At 56.0% G+C, this 18,366-nt stretch carries 18 protein-coding genes and 1 tRNA gene; 8 read left to right on the top strand and 11 right to left on the bottom strand.

Annotated elements, in window-relative coordinates; all coding sequences use genetic code 11:
* Positions 1-2: 2 nt before the first annotated feature.
* Positions 3-713: a purine-nucleoside phosphorylase gene (gene deoD / locus OMR58_RS11485; RefSeq protein ID WP_105592633.1), complete on the bottom strand. Its 711-nt coding sequence runs from the start codon at positions 711-713 to the stop codon at positions 3-5.
* Positions 714-964: 251 nt separating this feature from the next.
* On the opposite strand from deoD, the gene OMR58_RS11480 reads away from it, so the two are divergent.
* Positions 965-1,627, top strand: a complete 663-nt coding sequence (locus OMR58_RS11480) for a Crp/Fnr family transcriptional regulator (RefSeq protein WP_264545969.1) — start codon at positions 965-967, stop codon at positions 1,625-1,627.
* An 85-nt stretch (positions 1,628-1,712) separates the two neighbouring features.
* Here OMR58_RS11480 and OMR58_RS11475 read toward each other — a convergent pair whose 3' ends face one another.
* Positions 1,713-3,308, bottom strand: coding sequence for a GMC family oxidoreductase (locus OMR58_RS11475; RefSeq protein ID WP_264545968.1), 1,596 nt, complete (start codon positions 3,306-3,308; stop codon positions 1,713-1,715).
* 352 nt (positions 3,309-3,660) lie between these two features.
* Between OMR58_RS11475 and mdlD the strand changes: the two genes are divergently transcribed.
* Positions 3,661-4,968, top strand: coding sequence for an NAD(P)-dependent benzaldehyde dehydrogenase MdlD (gene mdlD, locus OMR58_RS11470; protein ID WP_264545967.1), 1,308 nt, complete (start codon positions 3,661-3,663; stop codon positions 4,966-4,968).
* Between the two features lie 8 nt (positions 4,969-4,976).
* Here the strand turns inward: mdlD and OMR58_RS11465 are convergent, their stop codons facing one another.
* Complete coding sequence (locus OMR58_RS11465; protein ID WP_264545966.1) at positions 4,977-5,882, bottom strand: helix-turn-helix transcriptional regulator; 906 nt, start codon at positions 5,880-5,882, stop codon at positions 4,977-4,979.
* A gap of 59 nt (positions 5,883-5,941) precedes the next feature.
* Positions 5,942-6,847, bottom strand: coding sequence for a LysR family transcriptional regulator (locus tag OMR58_RS11460; RefSeq protein ID WP_264545965.1), 906 nt, complete (start codon positions 6,845-6,847; stop codon positions 5,942-5,944).
* A gap of 182 nt (positions 6,848-7,029) precedes the next feature.
* Between OMR58_RS11460 and OMR58_RS11455 the strand changes: the two genes are divergently transcribed.
* A complete protein-coding gene (locus OMR58_RS11455) occupies positions 7,030-8,193 on the top strand; it encodes an MFS transporter (protein ID WP_347710568.1) in 1,164 nt (387 codons plus the stop codon).
* A gap of 116 nt (positions 8,194-8,309) precedes the next feature.
* Here the strand turns inward: OMR58_RS11455 and OMR58_RS11450 are convergent, their stop codons facing one another.
* Together OMR58_RS11450 and OMR58_RS11445 are read right to left on the bottom strand one after the other, a co-directional pair.
* On the bottom strand, positions 8,310-8,555 hold the full coding sequence (locus OMR58_RS11450; protein WP_200560752.1) for a DUF2543 family protein: 246 nt from the start codon (positions 8,553-8,555) through the stop codon (positions 8,310-8,312).
* A gap of 110 nt (positions 8,556-8,665) precedes the next feature.
* Positions 8,666-9,148, bottom strand: coding sequence for a cold-shock protein (locus OMR58_RS11445; protein ID WP_105592626.1), 483 nt, complete (start codon positions 9,146-9,148; stop codon positions 8,666-8,668).
* Between the two features lie 236 nt (positions 9,149-9,384).
* Between OMR58_RS11445 and OMR58_RS11440 the strand changes: the two genes are divergently transcribed.
* Positions 9,385-10,083 (top strand): RluA family pseudouridine synthase, encoded by a 699-nt coding sequence (locus OMR58_RS11440; RefSeq protein ID WP_264545963.1) that lies wholly within the window; start codon positions 9,385-9,387, stop codon positions 10,081-10,083.
* A gap of 101 nt (positions 10,084-10,184) precedes the next feature.
* Here the strand turns inward: OMR58_RS11440 and OMR58_RS11435 are convergent, their stop codons facing one another.
* Positions 10,185-10,724: a DUF2058 domain-containing protein gene (locus tag OMR58_RS11435; RefSeq protein ID WP_105592624.1), complete on the bottom strand. Its 540-nt coding sequence runs from the start codon at positions 10,722-10,724 to the stop codon at positions 10,185-10,187.
* Positions 10,725-11,019: 295 nt separating this feature from the next.
* On the opposite strand from OMR58_RS11435, the gene OMR58_RS11430 reads away from it, so the two are divergent.
* The 4 genes from OMR58_RS11430 to OMR58_RS11415 all read left to right on the top strand — a co-directional run bounded on the left by OMR58_RS11430 (position 11,020) and on the right by OMR58_RS11415 (position 13,537).
* The gene (locus OMR58_RS11430; protein ID WP_264545962.1) at positions 11,020-11,583 is read left to right on the top strand and encodes a TIR domain-containing protein; all 564 of its coding nucleotides are present in this window, start codon (positions 11,020-11,022) and stop codon (positions 11,581-11,583) included.
* Positions 11,584-11,601: 18 nt separating this feature from the next.
* Positions 11,602-12,438 carry a macro domain-containing protein gene (locus tag OMR58_RS11425; protein WP_264545961.1) on the top strand — a complete coding sequence of 279 codons (837 nt, stop codon included), beginning with the start codon at positions 11,602-11,604 and terminating at the stop codon, positions 12,436-12,438.
* Positions 12,439-12,582: 144 nt separating this feature from the next.
* Positions 12,583-13,098, top strand: a complete 516-nt coding sequence (locus OMR58_RS11420; protein ID WP_200560756.1) for a TIR domain-containing protein — start codon at positions 12,583-12,585, stop codon at positions 13,096-13,098.
* Between the two features lie 136 nt (positions 13,099-13,234).
* On the top strand, positions 13,235-13,537 hold the full coding sequence (locus OMR58_RS11415) for a helix-turn-helix domain-containing protein (protein WP_105592619.1): 303 nt from the start codon (positions 13,235-13,237) through the stop codon (positions 13,535-13,537).
* 64 nt (positions 13,538-13,601) lie between these two features.
* Here OMR58_RS11415 and OMR58_RS11410 read toward each other — a convergent pair.
* The 4 genes from OMR58_RS11410 to OMR58_RS11395 all read right to left on the bottom strand — a co-directional run bounded on the left by OMR58_RS11410 (position 13,602) and on the right by OMR58_RS11395 (position 18,334).
* Positions 13,602-13,677: transfer RNA gene (locus OMR58_RS11410), tRNA-Asn, on the bottom strand.
* Positions 13,678-13,830: 153 nt separating this feature from the next.
* Positions 13,831-15,459, bottom strand: coding sequence for a cyclic peptide export ABC transporter (locus OMR58_RS11405; RefSeq protein ID WP_264545960.1), 1,629 nt, complete (start codon positions 15,457-15,459; stop codon positions 13,831-13,833).
* Positions 15,456-17,450, bottom strand: a complete 1,995-nt coding sequence (gene fhuB, locus OMR58_RS11400) for a Fe(3+)-hydroxamate ABC transporter permease FhuB (protein ID WP_264545959.1) — start codon at positions 17,448-17,450, stop codon at positions 15,456-15,458. Before fhuB ends, OMR58_RS11405 begins: the two co-directional genes overlap by 4 nt.
* Positions 17,447-18,334, bottom strand: coding sequence for an ABC transporter substrate-binding protein (locus tag OMR58_RS11395; RefSeq protein ID WP_264545958.1), 888 nt, complete (start codon positions 18,332-18,334; stop codon positions 17,447-17,449). The genes fhuB and OMR58_RS11395 overlap by 4 nt, the downstream gene beginning before the upstream one ends.
* Positions 18,335-18,366: the final 32 nt, after the last annotated feature.

Raw genomic sequence — 18,366 nt, 5'->3', positions numbered from 1 at the left:
GTTCAATCGCTAAAAATGGCGGTTTCTAATGCCAGCCGGAACATATTGTCTAACGCGGTTTGTTGTTGTTCTTCGGCGGGTTCTTCGCCGGTATTGCTGTTAATGCAGGCGGTCAGCAGGCTCAGTGCCCTGGCGCGATGCTGTGCGGCGAGGGTATACAGCGCCGAGGTTTCCATTTCGACGGCCAGTATGTTCATTTTGCGCAGCGCGGGCAGCATCCCGGCGGGCTTGTCGTACAGCAGGTCGTTGGTGAAGGTGTTGCCGAACTGCGCGGGGATCTGCTGATGTTGTGCCACGGTCCAGCAGTGGCGCAGCAGATCGAAATCCGCCACGGCGGCGTAGTCGTAGCCGCCGAAGCGGTCGCGGTTGACCGACGACGAGGTGCCCGCACCGGTGGCGACGATAACGTTGCGCATATCCACGCCGTCATCCACCGCGCCGCAGGTGCCCACGCGGATCAGCGTTTTCACCTCAAAGCCGGTAATCAGTTCGTGGACATAGATCGAAACGGAAGGGATGCCCATGCCGTGCGCCATGACGGAGAGGCGTTTCCCCTTGTAGTAGCCGGTGTAGCCGAACATGTTGCGGGTATCGCAGACGCGTCTGGCGTCGGTCAGATACGTTTCCGCAATACGCTGCGCGCGCAGCGGATCGCCCGGCATAATTACGGTGTCGGCGAAGTCGCCGGGTCTGGCGTTAATATGTGGCGTCATCAGAGTGCTCCTGCTGTGGTTCAGGCCCCGATGGTAGAAATCCCCGCGCGGCGTGAAAAAGGCAAATGTCCGGGCCTGGCCGACGGCGATCACAAAATTCATTTATTTGCCGTTCTGTGCGGCGGTGAATCCACAGAAAACGCGGTGTGCTGAAGAAAGGAGTGCGAGAATGAACGGCTGATAGCGTATTGACAATGCTTCAGCCGGGCGGCTAGTCTCAGCCACTTTTTTGCCGTTGAGAGCGCGATATTATGACAATCATTCAGCAGTTTGCGCAGCGTGGGCATCAGATCCTGCGCGATGCGGTTAATGCGGCACAGTTGAAAAGTAAACTGATGGGAGCCGGTGAGGTTATCCTGCGACAGGGTGAGGAGATTAAAGCCCTTTACTGGATTGCGCTGGGTGAATACACCATGCATTACAACGCGGGCAACGGGAAAACCTTCAGCCTCGGCCAGCGCTTCGTCAGCGATACGATCATCGGGGAAATTGAATATCTGACTCATACGCCCAGCCAGTTTTCGGTGGTGGCCCATGAATCGATGACGGTGAAGGTGATCCCCCGGGTGATGATGGACGAGCTGCTGACCCGTCATGCGGAGGTTGGCGTCTGGCTCAGCCAGCTGCTGTCGACCAGCTACCAGCGCGGTATGGCGAAAACCATGGAGCGTTTCCTCCAGCCGCTGATGTTAAATATCGTGTCGGATCTGTATGAACGGCATCAGCAGAACAAACCGCTGGTCGATTTTTCACAGGTTTATCGGGAAGCCGAACGCTTTGGCTGCTCCGAGCGCACCTACCGCCGTGCGCTGCATCAGCTGGTGGACGAAAAGTATCTTGAGAAGGTCGCCAGCGACTATGTCATTTGCGATATCGATAAATTCCGCCAGCTACTGTTGCACCCGGAGAAATAAACCGGCCGATGGCGGATCGGCCATCTGCGCTCACGCTTTCAGTACGGATGAAAAGTAACCCGCCGTGGCGGCGGGTACTCTGCTATCAGGCAAAGAAGCGTTTTGCCAGCCGCTTCGCGCCGATCAGCGCCAGCGCCTGGGTGGGGGCATTGGTGTTGCCGCTGGTGATGGTCGGCATGATCGACGCATCAATAACGTACAGGTTTTCCACGCCGCGCACCTGCAGACTGGCATCCACCACCGCGTCGTCATCGCTTCCCATACGGCAGGTGCCCACCGGGTGCCACATAGTGGTTGCCACGGATTTGACAAAGGTCTCGATCTCTTCATCACTCTGCACTTTTGCTCCTGGCATCAGTTCCTCTTCAAGAATACCGGCCAGCGACTCCTGCTTCATTACTTCGCGGATCGATTTCACCGCCTGAACGCCCACGTCGAGGTCCCACTTATCGCCGATGAAGTTCGGATCGATCAGCGGCATCTCCAGCGGATCTTTGCTGGCGAGGCGAACCGATCCCCGACTGCGCGGTTGCAGTACGACCAGGGCAAATGTGACGCCGGAGCGGGTGCCGGTCGGGCTCAGGCCGTTGGTGGAGATGATCGGTTCGTGGTAGCACTGCACCGTCGGCTCTGCCGCCAGATCCAGCGGATTCCAGTAGGAAACGGTTTCGATACCGTTGCCGGATGCCGGGCCATCTTTGGTGATGTAGTAGCGCATACCGGCTTTAATGGTGCCAAAGCCCAGCGCGGCGCTCTGATAGCCGAGTACGCCTTTCACGTAGGCGCTGACCGGGATAATCGGATGATCGTGCAGGTTTTCCCCGACCGCAGGCCGATCGACCTTCACGTCGATGCCGAATTTTTGCAGTTCCGCCGCCGGGCCGACACCGGAATGCATCAGGATTTTCGGTGACTGCACCGCTCCGGCGGACAGAATGACCTGGGCGGCGTGAATGCGCTGGATTTCACCATTGACGTCCACTTCCACGCCGGTGGCTTTGTTTTCTTCAATCAGCACGCGGCGCACGGTGCGGTCGGTCAGCAGCGTCACCCGTCCGGAATCGACGTGGCGTTTCAGATGGGCGACGTACGCGCTACAGCGCTTCTGTTCACTGACGTTGCTCTGTACCGGGGAAACCCCGAGCTGGCTGTCGCCGTTGTAGTCGGCATTGTACGGCACGCCGTATTCCTGGAATGCCTTCATGCAGTACTGATTCAGGGGATTGATACCGTGGGGCAGCTGTACCGCCAGCGTGCCTTTAATGCCGTGATGCTGATTGTGGAAGGTGTCGTTTTTTTCCTGCTCGATAAAGGTGTCCCAGATGTTTTCAAACGACCAGTCAGCATCGTGGCCGCTGGCTTCATGCCAGTAGTCAAAGTCGCGCTTTTGCCCGCGCACGTAGCACATCGCGTTGATTGAGGTGCCGCCGCCGACCACTTTGCCCATGCGAAAACGTCTGACTGTGCCGTGCTGCGGCGTGGTGTCATAGGGCCAGACGTGGCGATCTTTCGCCAGAATCTGGCCGTAGCCCGCCGGGATATGGATCATCGGATCTTTATCTGTTGATCCGGCTTCCAGAACGGCGATTTTTGCCTGGGTATTTTCGGCCAGATAACCGGCCACCACGCATCCTGCCGCGCCGCTGCCAATCACCAGTACGTCGTAATCTTGCTGACTCATTCTTTTTCCTTACTGCGAGTTATTTTGCATAGCCGTCATTAATTAACAGCAGGTGGGAGGGCTATTTCTGTTATGCAATATGATTAATTATGTGAAAAACATCAATTGAGAAGTTAATAAATAGCCGGGAATGATAAGAAAATGACATTTTTTAAATTATTGATAAATAATAGATAAAAATTAAATGCACCGCAGGATAAAATTAAATGCACCGAGGAATAAAATTTTTTGTATCCAGATTGTTAGATTGGCCACACTGAAAGTATGAATTAACGTTTTTACCGCTGACGATATTCATACCGCGCTGCGGAAACGTAACGAATGCTATTAATGACGGGAGCAAAGAATAGAAATGATTAATCAACAGGGTATTACCGAACTCTTTCATGGTCAGAAGCGGGCATTTCTTGCCGGTAAAACGCAGAGCGTTGAGCAGCGTACTGCGGCGTTGCACAAGCTGAAGCAGGCTATCCTGGCTAACCGCGAGGCAATTCATCACGCGCTGGAAAGCGATTTGGGTAAAACGCCGGACATCGTCGATCTGGCGGAAATCGGCGCAGTCATCGAGGAAATTGACGGCGTGCTGGCCGGGCTGGCCGGGTGGGCTGAAGATGAGGTGTTTCCCCTCAGCGGTTTTCTCGCCGGTTCCGAAGGGCGCATCTGCGCTGAACCGTACGGTGTTTGCTATATCATCGGCCCGTTCAACTATCCGTTTAATCTGGCGCTGACGCCGCTGGTGGGGGCGATTGCCGCGGGCAATACGGCCATCATCAAGCCTTCAGAGGCCACACCCGCCACCTCGGCGGTCATTAAGACCGTGGTGGAGCAGGCTTTTGCCGCGGAGTGGGTGGCGGTGGTTGAAGGAGGCCGGGCGGAAAATGAACTCCTGCTGTCGCTGCCGTTTGATTTCTTCTTCTTCACCGGCAGCCCGGCGGTGGGCAAGATCGTGATGAAGGCCGCCGCCGAGCATCTGGCCCCGGTGGTGCTGGAGCTTGGCGGTAAATGCCCGGTGGTGGTGTTTGAGGACGCCGATCTGGACCATCTGGTTGAGCGGCTGGCCTTCAGTAAATACCTGAATAGCGGGCAAACCTGCGTAGCACCGGACTATCTGCTGGTGCCGGAGGCGCTGCGGGATACGCTGGCATCGAAGCTGGCGGCGGCGCTACGGGCCGGTTTCAACGGGCAGTCGATCGGCAAAGTAGTCAGCGAGCGGCAGATTGAAAAGCTGGCAGGCTATCTGGAAAAAACCGGTGGTAACGTGGTGGTCGGCGGCGGTTACGATAAGGCTTCCCGGCAGTTTGAACCAACGGTGGTGACGCACGTTGGCTGGGACGATGCGCTGATGCAGGATGAGATCTTTGGGCCGATCCTGCCGATTATTACCTACGCCGATCTGGACGAATGCCGTCAGAACATCATCACCCGCCATGCTAAACCGCTGGCGCTGTATGCGTTCAGCCGCGATGAAGAGCGCGCGCTGGCGTTTATTAAATCAATCCAGTCGGGCGATGCGCAGATCAACGATATTCTGACCCACGTGTTATCGGCAGAACTGCCGTTTGGCGGCATTGGGCCATCGGGAATGGGAAAATATCACGGCAAAGCCAGCTTTGATGTGTATTCGCACCGGCGCTCGGTGCGCACCGTTAGCTGCAAATAATACGGACGTTAATGCGGGCGCGCTGCCCGCATTTCCCTTGGGCTGAGGCCAAAATGCCGACGGAACGCCTGGGAAAAATGGGACTGGCTGCTGAAACCGCACTGCCAGGCAATTTCGGCCATTTGCATGCCGCTGGTCAGCGGCCGGGTCAGCAGGCAGCGAGCCTCTTCCAGCCGCATCTGCCAGACCAGCTTCATCAGCGACAGGCCTTCTTCCGCCAGAATGCGGTTCATGTAGTTAACGCTCAGGCGCATATGATCGGCGATCGTTTCGGGACTCAGATCCTGCGCCTGCAAATTCAACGCAATATAGTCCTTAATGGCGACGATATTGTGCATTTTCGACACTTTCTTCGCGCTGGTAACTTTTTCGCTGCTTAACAACACCTCGCCCAGCGTGGCGATAATCATCTGGCTGCCGATGGTGGCCAGTGCAGGGCTGAGCTGCTGCGACTGGGAAACATACTGATCGATCAGCTGCGTCAGCCAGGCGAAATCTTCAGTGGCAAGCTGCGTTGAGTAGCCGCCATGCTGCTGTGCGAGTGGCATAATGCGCTGGCACAGCGCACGGTCGCAGCCGATGACATACAGCGAGGTGGGCGCGGTAAATGTCTCTTCAAACTGCGGATTCCACGGCATTAATGACAGGGAACCGTGCGGCAGGGACAGCTCGCCGAAGCGGTTTTCGATGCGTATATCCCCCTCTGTGACCAGTTTAAATACCACCTGGTTGCTGAAAGGCGTATCGCGGCAGGGCGCGAGTGCATCGCTGAAAGCGCTGAACTGCGAAAATGTCGCCGCCGGAGTTTTCAGATAGCGGAAATGGCCGTCTGAAAGCGGCGTGGCCTGTGGTGGTTTGAGGAACTGCAGGCCGTAAGATTCGGCCAGAAACAGCGAGAGGTCGGTGCTTTTCATCCTGCTACTCCTGGCGTTATAGCGACAGGGGCCAGTATAAAATAATGTTCTGGCGGCATCTAGCGCGCTTTCACCGCCGTTTCCAAATCGACAACGCCGAAAGCCTGCAACAGCGCGGTGATCTTCGGTGAACGGTGGCGGGAGGGCGAATAGATAAGATGCAGCGGGCGGGTAAAGCCGGAAAAGTCGGGCAGTACTTCCACCAATTTGCCGCTGGCAATCAGCGGTTCCACGGCGAAATCCATCACCTGCACCAGCCCGATGCCGTTGAGCGCGGCGTCCAGTAGCACATCGGCGTTATCGACGCTCATATTGCCCGTCACGCTGACCCGCAGATCTTCTCCCTGATTCCGAAACATCCAGTCTGTACTGCGCCCGTCCTTTTGCCCTTTCACCGTCAGGCAGTTGAAATGGCTGAGTTCGGCAGGCGTCGCGGGGCTACCGTAACGTGCAACGAAGGACGGGGAAGCGACGGTGACCAGCCGCAGATCTTTTATCCGGCGGGCAATCACCTGCTGATCCTCAACGTCGCCGATGCGAATGGCGGCATCAAAACCGTCCTCAATGATATCTACCACGCGATCGCTCATTACGGTATCAATGGTCAGCTGCGGGTGGCGATGCAGCATGTCCGCCAGCAGCGGCATGGCGACCAGGCGGCCAAAGGCGGAGGGCGTGGTGATTTTCAGCGCGCCTTCGACCACGCTGCTGCGCTGATCTAAGCGGTGCTCAATCTCATCCATCTGCCGGATCAGTCCCCTGGAGGCTGCATAGAGAAACTGCCCGTCCGGCGTCAGGCTGATGCTGTGGGTGTTGCGGTTGATCAGCGAGATTTTCAGGTCTTCCTCCAGTCGGGCCACGGAGCGGGAGATGCCGGACTGAGTGAAGCCCAGTGCGTGCGCCGCACGGGTAAAGCTTTGCAGCTCGCCGACCTTAACGAATATTTTTAACGCGTTCAGATCCATATCGTTGCCATTCTCTGTTTGCCGCTGTGGAATATCGCCCGACTATATTAGCGAGTTTGTCACTTCAGGGATAACGGGATGCTTATGATTTTTATCATAACCAATATGAATATCGGCGCGTTTACCGGACAGCGATTTTTAAATTAAGGTCGGAATCATCTAAAACGCTGTATTACTACCGGATGGTTATTATGCCTTTGCCAATATATATACTGGGATTTACGTTATTTGCCATGACCACGTCTGAATTTATGGTGGCCGGATTAATCAGTTCGATGGCGCAGGACCTGCAGGTTTCTATTTCCGATATCGGTTATCTGATCACCATTTATTCACTGGGGATGGTGGTTGGCGGTCCGCTGCTGGCGGCCGTTTTAATTAAGGTGGGTAATAAGACCGCGCTGCTCGTCATCAGCCTGCTGTTTCTTGCGGCGCAGAGCGTTGCCACCTTTTCGCACTCCTGGGAACTGCTGGCGGTGGCGCGATTCTTTACCGGTTTATCCTCTGCCGCATTCTTTGGTTTTGCTCTGCTGGCGGCGTCGAAGATGGTCGATCCTGCCCGTTTTGGCGTGGCGGCGTCGATTGTGTTAGGTGGAATGATGATAGCGATGGTTTTTGGCCTGCCGCTGTCAGCGCTGCTCGATCGCTATCTCGGCTGGCGTGCGGCATTTTCTCTGGTGATTGTGCTGACCGCGCTGGCTGCGCTGGGAATTATGCTGTTTGTTCCCGAGGTGAAGGCGGAAAAACAGGGCAGTATTCGGGCTGAGGTGAATTCTGTATTTCACCCCGGACTGTGGCTGGCCTACAGCACCAGCTTCTTTATTATTGCCGCCACCTTTGCCGTATTCAGCTATTTCGTGCCTTATTTTTCCGGGGCTGCGGGTTTCTCAACAAAATCGATCCCCGCCATTCTGTTTGCCTACGGTTTATGCAGCGTGATCGGCAATATTATCGTTGGCCGCGTGGCGGATAAAATGCCGCTGCGGGTGATATTTTACGGTGGCCTGCTATTAATTGCGGCGCTGATCGGGCTTTACACGCTGGTGGAAAGTAAAACCGCCGTGCTGCTATCGGTGATGATGATGGGACTGACCGGGATTACGTTGACGCCCGCGATGTCCGCCAGGGTGTTCAGGGTGACCGAAAACACCTCGCTGATTAATACTCTGCATACCTCGGTGATCTGCCTTGGCGTGGTGGTTGGGTCGTGGGGCGGCGGCTACGCTATTGATGCCGGGTTGGGTTTTCGCTCACCGATTCTGCTGGGGCTGGTCCTGGCCGCGATCGCTATGCTGACCATGCTGCCCGGCGTGCGGTTGCGCCGGAGAAGGATGCTGCAAGCGTAATTGCACTAAGCAGAGGCGATGTAAGCCGAAACCTGTCAGAGCCTGAAGGGGACAGATGCAGTAACGATGAGCAGGCCGCTTTTGCTGAGGGCAGAGGCGGCCTGCTGTTCAGTGAGTTACTCGTTGCCCCACTGATTGAGGAAATTGGCGATGTCGTCAATCCGCTCCGCTTTAATACCGGCTTCCGCTGCCATCTCTCCCTGCGCTTCTTCGCTGATCTCTTCATTGTTCGCCAGGCGGGTGAGCAGTAGCTGGAAGTAATGTGCCAGTGAATCAAACTCTGCCTCATTCACCGGCAGCGCGGTTTCCTCCGCATATTCTTCGGCCATATCGTAGTATTTCAGAGGGATGTTATTGCTCATTGTTTGCTCCGGGTGTTAGCACCGGGCCAGCTGTGGTGTGCTTTGTCTGGCCCTGTGAATATCGTTATCCAGTTATTCTCTGTTTTGCCGGTCTGTCAGCGCGATCGATCTCAGATCTTCAGCATTTTCACCGTGGCATCCACGTCTATCTCATCTTCCGAGAAGATTAATGTCGTCCCCTGGAAGGTGTTGATCGCCAGTTTTTTTATTGAACGCATTTCGTCAGGATTCACGGCAGCTTTAGGTTTAATGCTGCTCATCAGCGCACCCACGGACAACACCACATGTTCTTTATCAATGCGGGTGTCGGCAGGCACTTCTTCGTTGTAAACCAGCCAGGATTTGATCGAGGTGAGCTTAATTCGTTCACCGGCAATAAAGATGTATTTGCTCTCTGGAGCGACCTTGACGTTGAAGGCGGACAGGCCCTTGTTATTGGTGGTTGGTTCGAAGGTAACCGCCGCGTCTTTCTTTATCAGGTCCGGGTTGGCGACTTTGATCACATGAAAATAACGGTTGTCGCCGTTTTCATCTTTGATAAATCCAAAGCCTTTGTCTTTAAACCAGGTTGTGATCGTTCCGTTCATCGCCATTTTTGCCTACTTAATCGTTTATCTACTCGGTTTTTGCAGCGCGCAGTGTAAAACACAATCCCCGCGCAGACCACGCCTTTGCTATCAGTCTGGATGATAAATTTCAGCTGTGCCAGGTTGGCGGGGCAGGGCATTAATCAGAAGGAGTAAGGACCGGGTCAGTAACCCCGTCGCAAATTCGTTCCCCGGCTTAAAATGGGTTATTATCCGCAGCCACTTTCGCTCCGGGTGACCTGATGTCCGAGATTATCGACACCTTTATTGCTCCGCCGTGCCATGACAGCATCGAAACGCTCTATCAGGATCAACATCTGGTGCTGATCGATAAACCCAGCGGGCTGCTGAGTCTGTCGGGGAAAAATCCGCAGAACCTTGATTCGGTTCACCACCGGCTGGTTAAAATTTTTCCCGGCTGTACGCTGGTGCATCGCCTGGATTTTGGCACTTCCGGACTGATGGTGATCGCCCGCAATAAGGTCGTCAACGCTGCACTGTGCCAGCAGTTCAGCCAGCGATCGGTGAGCAAGATTTACAGCGCTCTGCTCTGCGGGCATGTGGTCGCTGATGAAGGGCTCATTGATGCGCCTATTGCCAAAGATCCTGCGCTTTTCCCGTTGATGTCGATATGCGCCGTCAATGGGAAACCTGCACGCTCCCGCTATCGGGTGGTTGAGCGCTTCGGGCGCCAGCTGCCAGATGGAACATTCCTGCCGCTGACGCGAGTTGAGCTGACGCCGGAAACCGGGCGCACGCATCAGCTGCGTATCCACTGCCAGCATCTGGGGCATCCAATTTTAGGCTGCGATCTTTACGGCGGGCTGCGGCTGCCCGGAACAGAGAAGACTGCGCGGCTGAAGCTGCATGCCAGCGAGCTGCATTTTAACCATCCGCTTAGCGGAGAGCGTATTGAAGCCCGTTGTGAAGCGCCGTTCTGATCTTGCTGATGCTGATGCTGATGCTGCGGCGATCGGACACCGCAGCCTGAGATGAGCCGACACGAAAGTCAGCTCATTCTTCGAACCGCATCGCGCGGGTATCACCACATCAGATCGTCCGGCACTTTGAAATCGGCGTACGGATCGTCCTCATCCTGCTCTTCCTGGCTCAGCGTGCTGTTTAACACAATGCTGCTGGCATCGCGCTGGGCGATTTTATCGGCAACGACGGCCGGGATAATTGCGTAGGTATTTTCACCCACGTTATCTACGCCAAGACGTGCAATCGCCAGACGGCCGTTAATCAGCTGGGCCTGAGTCGTTTTATCCACAAAAATTTTCTTAATCAGCGTGCCATCGGTAAAGTTAAAGCCGATATCGCCTTTTGAGATGATGATACGGTTCATCTCAATCAGCTGTTTTACCTGCGCTTTATACTCTTTCGCTAACGAAGCCTGCTTCTGCTGTTCGCTCAGCTGCTTGTCGCGCTCAATCTGCGCCTTCTTATTTTCTTCCACGGCTTCCCTTGCTTCACGCGCCTGCACCCGCGATTTCTTCGCCGTTCGTTGCACTTTTTCCATCTTTTTGCTGCTCACTAAGCCAGCTTTGAGCATCTGCTCTTGTAAGGTGAGTTTTGACATCTTCGCTTCTGAATCCGTTGAATGATGTCAGAGATTATACCTGGTTTTTTTATGGCTGTGCCAGGGGTAGCGGCCCGGCTGGTGGAGAGCATTCTGATCGGCCCCGCTGTGATTCTGCTATGTCGTTTTGGCGCAGCGCTGTTTTGATGAGTAATCACGTTATAAAACACCGTTAAATTAGCACGATTACTGGAATGAGCTTCCAGCTAATTCATTATTTACCGTATGGATTTAATGTAACTCCAATATATATAATATGGCATGGCTATTATCTTTTAAAAACTCGAGGTATGGGATGTCGTACAGGAATGGAAACTATTGCGCCTTTTACGTTGCGGAACCTTTTCATGAAGGGAATTTAGGTGCTCATGCAACAAAAGATTTTGTTTATTACAACATGCTGCGTATGTGGGAAGCGAAAGATGATACGTTCCCCTTTATTGACTCGCATGATAAAACCTACAATGTCAGGGATGGCAGCGATTGGGAAAAAACACTTAAGCCTCGTCTGCGGCAGCGCCTGAAACATTCAAAAAATATCGTGCTTTTTTTGAGCTCGCAAACCAAATCTTCCCGCGCTCTGATAGAAGAAATTGACTATGGTATAAACGATCGGGGACTGCCGGTTATTGTTATTTATCCAGAATATGATACGGCGAAGAGTTTGCTGGAAAATAATAATCTTAAACAGTCGATAAAGGATCTGTGGGAAAAAATTCCTGTGCTCAAAAATTCAATGTCGTCCGTAGCTACTCTCCATGTTCCGCTGAATAAGAAATTAATTACGCGCGCGCTTGGCGATAAGGATTTTACCGTTAACGGTAAGATTGATTCCGGAGCGTATCGTTATACGTCTTAACGCAGGGAGCGAGCAGAGATGTTAAAGGTTAAACTGTTTGATAAGAAAGTCAGGGATGAATTTTTTAAATATGCCTCGGGTATTACCGGTGCTATCACCGCTTACATCCTCTTCTGGGATATTCCCGATGAATGTAAAACGCTCGCTGGCATTATATGTATCCTTCTTTTGCTCGGCATCTACGCGTTTGTATGGCGTCGGGCGAATAAATTAACTTCTATCGATTTAACCGTTGACGGAACGACGGTGACGATTAAGGCTGGTGATATTTTTAGTCAGCCGGGTCTGAAAGCCATCGCGTTCAACGAATACTTTGATACACAGGTCGATGAGAAGATCATTGCCAGCCGAAGCCTTAACGGCATTTTCATCAATAAACACCTTAACCGCGACCTGGCGGAGCTTGATGAGCATATCGCTAACTATCGTTTCGAACGGGAAGATATGATTGGCGTCAATGAAGAGCGAGTGAGCGGGAAGAAACAGCGTTACCAGCTGGGGACAATTTGTGTCTGGCAAGATTATCTGCTGACGGCATTTGCCCGTTTCAGTGAGCATAATGAAGCGCGTTTAACAATGGCAGAATACCTGACGTTTTTGATTAACTTCTGGGATCGCGTTAATCGCGTCTATGCCATGGAGAGTGTTTCCGTGCCTATTTTCGGTTCCGGAATAACCCGAATAAAGGAGCACAGGGGAATTAGCGATGAAGAGCTGCTTAAGATTATGCTGTGGACATTCCGCGTGAGTGAAATGCGTTTTTCCTATCCTGCAAAGCTCACCATTGTTATCCATCAGGATAAAATCAAAAAAATTAATCTCTTTGAGCTTCAGTCATCTAAAAATGGGCTATGAATTTTCTCATATAATCAGCCTGGCCGTATTTATTAAGTTCATTTTCAAACATTCGGATAGGGGGTGAAGCGGATTTTTTATTATCGCGGCTTCACTTTCCCGAAATTTCACATAACGCTCAACACAACAGAGGAGTGAGCTTTTATGGTCTATCGTACAAAAACCTATCTGGCCGGGGAATGGGATGGCGACAGTGATGCCATTGAGCAGCTGCATACATGGAATGAAAATAATTACTGGAGTTTGTCTTTCACCGATGCACATAGTTTAACCCAGGCCAGGGACAGCAGCCTGAATTGCAGCATCAAGGCTTCTTTAGCTACCCGGCTTAATGCGTCAAAAACCTTCGTACTGATTGTGGGTCGTAATACCAAAGATGCCAGAAGCGGTGGCTGTCGATATTGTGCGAGCTACAACAGCCTGTGGGAGTATTGCGACAGGGGGCGGGCGGTCGACCATCGTAGTTATATTACCTACGAATGCGAAAAAGCAGTAAAAGATAAACTGAAAATTGTGGTGCTTTACAACGCCGCGTCCGTCAATAAAGCCAAATGCCCGGACGCCGTAAAATACGCCGGCACTCATGTCGCCATGTGCTACAAGGAAGATGGGAAATATTACTGGGATTATCAGGCGGTGAAGGCAGCGTTAGGTGCCTGAGTGCAGTTCCTCCCGATCTTCTGCCTGTTCTTGCAGGCAGGAGATCGAGAAAGCGATATTCACCAGTGACCACTCAGCATTTCATCACATCAGCGGGAAATGTTTTGGCTGAACACATTAAGAAAGGAGTAACGCGATGGGCAGAACGCTGGAGCAGCTTATTGCGGATGAAAAACCTGAAGTCGTGGCCAAAGCTCAGGCGATGGCGACGGACATCCTGCTCAACATTCACCTTGCCGAACTGCGTGAGAAAGTGCAGAAAACTCAGGTGGAAATGGCGCAGGCGCTGGGCATCAAACAACCGACCATTGCAGGGATGGAAAAACCGGGGCGCGACCTCAAGCTTTCCACGCTTAAACGCTATGTTGAAGCCACAGGCGGTAAACTTCGCCTGGATATTGAACTGCCTGATGGTTCTCACTACGGATTTGTACTGTAATTCGTAAAGTGGCATGAAAAACAAAAAGCCCGCTTAAGTTTCCTTAAGCGGGCTTCTCTAAATATGGCTCCTCTGACTGGACTCGAACCAGTGACATACGGATTAACAGTCCGCCGTTCTACCGACTGAACTACAGAGGAATCGTGTGAACGGGGCGAATACTAATGGCCCTCAGGGTAGATGTCAAAACCCTTTTACTTAAAACACTACCGTTTGCTGAAGGATGCAGCAAAATGTCGTTATTTTCCTCATTTCCCTGATAAAACCGGCGCATCGCACCCGTTTGCCGTGCCTTATTGCGTCACGATTTCCCCGTTGCGCAGGGTGATCAGCTGGTCTGCCACGGAAAAATAGCGGTCATCGTGGGAGATCGCCACCACCAGCTTGTTTTGCGCCTTCAGCTCGGGCAGAAATTCGGTATAAAAGCGCTGGCGGAAGGTGGGGTCCTGGTCGGCTGCCCATTCATCAAAGATAATCGCCGGGCGGTCGTCCAGCCAGGCGTGCAGTAGCGCCAGCCGTTTGCGCTGCCCGGTGGAAAGTTCGGTGGTGGTGAAGCGCTGGTTTTCCACGGCAACTTTGCCGTTTAACTGGAGTTTTGTCAGCAGCGGTGCCAGCTGCCCGGTGCTTATTTCGGGATGCAGCAGCTCGTCAAACAGAAAATAGTCGCTGAATACCGTACTGAACAGCTGGCGGTAGTCGTCGCGCTGCGCGTCGGAAACCGGCTGGCTGTTAAGCAACACCGCACCCTGCTGCGGCACGTACAGCCCCAGCAGCAGTTTGATTAGCGTGGTTTTGCCCGAGCCGTTATCGCCGGTGATAAACGTGATCTGGCCGGGGCGCAGCGTCAGGTCCAGCGGCCCGATGGCGAACGGCTGTCCGCCCTCATAGCGCCAGCTTAGCTGCTGCAACGTCAGGCTGTGCAGCGGCAGCGCATCGGCCGGAGCGGGGCTGTCCAGTAGAATATCCGGTTCCGGGGTCTGAAAGCTGTCGGCCAGTTCGGCCAGCCGCCGCAGGGCAATGCGCGCCTGGTCGGCAATCGCCAGCCCGCCGGCCAACTGGTCAAACGGCGATTTGATATACAGCAGCACAATCACCGCCGCGCCGATGGTCAGCTGCCCGGCATTCAGCCAGGGTTTACCCACCAGCATCAGTGCAATGGCGATAAAGAACAGCGCCGAGGCCACCCCGTCAATTATCCACATGCGGGTCATCGCCCGGCCTTTCAGCCGGGCGATAGCATCAACGTCGCGGCTCAGAGCCCGGTGATACACCGCCGCCCGGCGGCCGCGATCCAGCCGCAGTTCCTTCGCCCCCTGTATAATTGCCAGGTACTGCTTCTGCAGGCTGTCCTGCGCGTGGCGCACCTGCTGGTAATCGGCGATCCAGCCGCGGCGCGATCGCCCGGTCAGCAGCATGCCGCCCAGCAGAAACAGCAGCGAAATGGCGAAAATCAGCGGCGAGAGATACAGCAGATACAGCAGTCCCGCCAGCGCAATCGAGAAGTTGATAATGTAGCTGGCAAAGTTGTAGGTGAAGGCGCTGACGGTATCCACATCGTCATTCAGCACCGCCAGCATCCGGTGCGGGCGAAACTGTTCGATAGCCCCAATCGGTGCCTGCAGTATCCGTGCGGAAAGCTCCTTGCGCATCCCGGCAATCATCCGCTGCCCCAGGTGACTATTAATGCAGCCCGCCAGCGACTGGCCGCAGGTGCCGCCCACCAGCAGCAGTGCAAAGGCGGCCCAGAACGACAGCGACAGTTCCCCGGCCTGCAGCGAGTGATTGATCTGCCCCAGCAGGGCGGTAGTGGCGAAACCGCTGAGTATCCCGACGGCGGTGGCAAACAGCAGTGTCAGCCAGAACGGGCGGATCAGGCCCAGGGTGACCCGGGTCAGTGGAAAGCGGCGGGAAGCGGAATTCATGGTTTTCTTCTCATTAACAACAGATGCCAGGGGGCACCGATAAAGGTCGCCAGCAGCCCGGCGGGCAGCTGCTGCGGATAAATCAGGTTACGACCGAGCCAGTCGGCCAGCAGCATAATGCCCGCACCGCCCAGCGCCGCGCCGAGCATCTGTCCGACGGGGCGCTGAAGGCCGCTCATTCGCGCCAGGTGCGGCGCCATCAGCCCGGCAAAGGTCAGCGGACCCACCAGCAGCGTAGCGGCGGCGGTGAGCAGGGCGGTCAGGATCACTATCGCGCCGCGCGCCCGGTTCTGCGGCACGCCCTGGCCACGCGCAACGTCATCGCCCAGCGACAGCAGCAGCAACCAGCGACCGTGCAGCAGCGCCACGACGGTCAGCACCAGCGCCAGGCCGGCCAGCGCCACGGCCTGGCCGGGCAGAATGCGGTAGGTCGATCCGGCCAGCCAGTCCTGTAGCACCATGGTCTGCGGGGTGATAGTGGTCATCATTAATGCGGTAACGGCATTGATTACCGTGCTCAGGCCAATCCCGGTCAGCAGCAGCTTATCGGCGCTGAACGCGGCGCGGCGGCCGGTGAGCAGCATGGCGACCAGTGCCAGCAGCGCGCCCAGACCGGCCCCGGCCAGCAGCAGTCCGGAGGTGGCCGCAGCAGCGACCAGCAGCGTCAGCATCACCCCCAGCGAGGCACCTGAGGAGATGCCCAGTAGCTCCGGGCTGCTCATTGGGTTAGCGGTTAACCGCTGCACCAGCACCCCGGCTACGCCGAGCATCGCCCCGGCACAGGCCGCGCCCAGCACCCGTGGTCCGCGCAGGGAGAGCAGCGCATCCAGCGGCGTTCCCCAGCTGAACGCCCAGCCGCCGGGAACGCGGCCAAAACACAGCGCCAGCAGCAGCAGCGTCGCGACCGCCGCGGCCATTGGCCACAGCACCCGTGGCGCGGCCGCGCGGCGCACCCCGGCACCGGCCGCGCTGGCCTTCGGCAGGCTGTGCTGCTTCAGTCGGGGGATCAGCCAGATCAGCAGCGGCGCGCCAAGCAGCGCGGTCAGCGTGCCGGTCGGCACCCCGAAGCCCCAGCGGGCCAGCCACTGTGCCAGCTGGTCGGTCAACAGCAGCAGCGCACCGCCCATCAGCGGCGTCCACAGCAGCTGCTGGGCAAGCCGCCGTGCGCCACCCAGCCGCACCAGCACCGGGGCAGCCATGCCGATAAAACCGATGATCCCGGTCACGCTCATCACCGAGGCGCACAGCAGCGTCCCCAGCAGCAACGCCAGCATCCGCACCCGCTGTACCGGCACGCCCAGGCTACGGGCGGCGGTATCATGCAGCGCGAAGGTGTTCATCGCCCGGAGCAGCATGACCGCCAGCAGCAGGGCGATCAGCAGGCGCGGCAGCAGGAAGCGCACCCCGTGCCAGCTGTTCTGCTCCAGCGCGCCGCTGCTCCAGATAAAAATCCCCTGCAAATCGCTGCCGGAAAGTAGACCGATCACGCTGGCCAGGCAGCCGGCATACAGCGTCAGCATCAGCCCGGAGAGGGTCAGCGACTGCGGCGTGGTGCTCTGCCGCCGCGCCTGCATGACAATCAGCAGCGCCGCCAGTAAACCGCCAAGGCTGGCCAGCATCTCCTGGCCCAGCCGCAGCAGCGAGGGCAGCCAGACGGCGGCCACGGTCAGCATCAGCTGTGCCCCGGCGGAAACGCCAAAGGTGGTGGGATCGGCCAGCGGGTTGCGCAGGGTCTGCTGAAACAGCAGTCCGGCCAGTGAAAAGCCCATTCCGGCCAGCAGCGCCATACAGAAGCGCGGCAGCGTGGAATAGTGGAACAGCAGCTGGCTGATGTTCTCCGGCGACGGCGAAAAGGCTGCGGCGGCCAGCTGGTTCAGCGGTAACGATTGCAGCCACTGCGGTACTGCAAACAGCAGGGCGGCCAGCAGCAGGCCGCATACCAGCGCGGCGGGATGGCGCTGGCGTTCAGCGTTCAGGGTGACCAGTGTCACAGGTAAACCGGTCTTAGCAGGGCATCCTGCAGTTTGTCGGTGAACTCCGCCGCCAGCGGCAGTCCGCCGAAGATCTCGAAACGTGGGATCATCAGCACCCTTCGCTGTTTTACCACCGGCAGCAGCCGCCAAAGCGGGCTGGCATGCAGCACGCGGCGCGCCGCACGGGTGTCTTCCCCGTAATCCATCACCAGCAGGGTGATATCGTCATAGCTGGCCAGGCTCTCAATCCCGGCGTTGGTAAAACCGAAGTTATTGGTGCTGCCCTGCCAGCCGTCTTCAAAGCCCATCTGCGCCAGCACCCCGGACATAATGCTCTTCCTGCCGTAGACGGTCATATGGCGGCCATCGGACGACAGCCCGGCCACCATCACCTTGCGCTGGCGCACCGCGCGCAGGTTATTTGCGGCGGCGGCGATATGGTTGTTCAGGTCCTGAATATAGCGTTCGGCCGCATCCGGTCGGCCAATGCGTGCGGCCAGCCGCCGCGTCTCGTCGCAGGCCTGGGCGAAGGCATCGCCGCTGTCGCGGTAAATATCGAGGGCGATCACGGGTGCCACCCGCTGCAGCTGGCGCTGAATAATCGGGCTGATGGTCACGGTCACGATCAGCTCAACCTGGTAATGCTTCAGCAGTTCCAGATTGGGTTCGGAAGGGTCACCGGCATCCGGGATACCGGCGGGCAGAAACGGCGTGGTGCCCATTTCGTTGTAAAAATCGCTGCCGACGCTCACCGTCGGCAGCACACCCAGCGCCAGCAGCGTCTGGGTGCCGCCGCGATCGGGGGTGGCGATGCGCTGAGGATAGCGCGCGCTGAACCCCCGCTGCGGCAGGCCGGTGAGCAGCAGCAGGGCAGTATATTTAAGCAGTTGACGGCGCTGCATCTTCGCTACTCAACAGGCCCGCCGCAGGGCGG

The sequence above is a fragment of the Erwinia sp. INIA01 genome (assembly GCF_025947915.1).
Classification (GTDB): Bacteria; Pseudomonadota; Gammaproteobacteria; order Enterobacterales; family Enterobacteriaceae; genus Erwinia; species Erwinia coffeiphila.
Note: the sequence above shows the minus strand (reverse complement) of the source record. Positions and strands in the feature narration are given on the sequence as shown.

Coding starts and splice junctions, on each gene's coding strand:
- OMR58_RS11445 (WP_105592626.1), bottom strand. CDS start 9,148: ATGGCGATGAACGGAACGATCACAACCTGGTTTAAAGACAAAGGCTTT.
- OMR58_RS11480 (WP_264545969.1), top strand. CDS start 965: ATGACAATCATTCAGCAGTTTGCGCAGCGTGGGCATCAGATCCTGCGC.
- OMR58_RS11460 (WP_264545965.1), bottom strand. CDS start 6,847: ATGGATCTGAACGCGTTAAAAATATTCGTTAAGGTCGGCGAGCTGCAA.
- OMR58_RS11395 (WP_264545958.1), bottom strand. CDS start 18,334: ATGCAGCGCCGTCAACTGCTTAAATATACTGCCCTGCTGCTGCTCACC.
- OMR58_RS11425 (WP_264545961.1), top strand. CDS start 11,602: ATGTTAAAGGTTAAACTGTTTGATAAGAAAGTCAGGGATGAATTTTTT.
- OMR58_RS11465 (WP_264545966.1), bottom strand. CDS start 5,882: ATGAAAAGCACCGACCTCTCGCTGTTTCTGGCCGAATCTTACGGCCTG.
- OMR58_RS11420 (WP_200560756.1), top strand. CDS start 12,583: ATGGTCTATCGTACAAAAACCTATCTGGCCGGGGAATGGGATGGCGAC.
- OMR58_RS11415 (WP_105592619.1), top strand. CDS start 13,235: ATGGGCAGAACGCTGGAGCAGCTTATTGCGGATGAAAAACCTGAAGTC.
- OMR58_RS11430 (WP_264545962.1), top strand. CDS start 11,020: ATGTCGTACAGGAATGGAAACTATTGCGCCTTTTACGTTGCGGAACCT.
- OMR58_RS11450 (WP_200560752.1), bottom strand. CDS start 8,555: ATGAGCAATAACATCCCTCTGAAATACTACGATATGGCCGAAGAATAT.
- OMR58_RS11440 (WP_264545963.1), top strand. CDS start 9,385: ATGTCCGAGATTATCGACACCTTTATTGCTCCGCCGTGCCATGACAGC.
- deoD (WP_105592633.1), bottom strand. CDS start 713: ATGACGCCACATATTAACGCCAGACCCGGCGACTTCGCCGACACCGTA.
- OMR58_RS11475 (WP_264545968.1), bottom strand. CDS start 3,308: ATGAGTCAGCAAGATTACGACGTACTGGTGATTGGCAGCGGCGCGGCA.
- mdlD (WP_264545967.1), top strand. CDS start 3,661: ATGATTAATCAACAGGGTATTACCGAACTCTTTCATGGTCAGAAGCGG.
- OMR58_RS11435 (WP_105592624.1), bottom strand. CDS start 10,724: ATGTCAAAACTCACCTTACAAGAGCAGATGCTCAAAGCTGGCTTAGTG.
- OMR58_RS11455 (WP_347710568.1), top strand. CDS start 7,030: ATGGTTATTATGCCTTTGCCAATATATATACTGGGATTTACGTTATTT.
- OMR58_RS11405 (WP_264545960.1), bottom strand. CDS start 15,459: ATGAATTCCGCTTCCCGCCGCTTTCCACTGACCCGGGTCACCCTGGGC.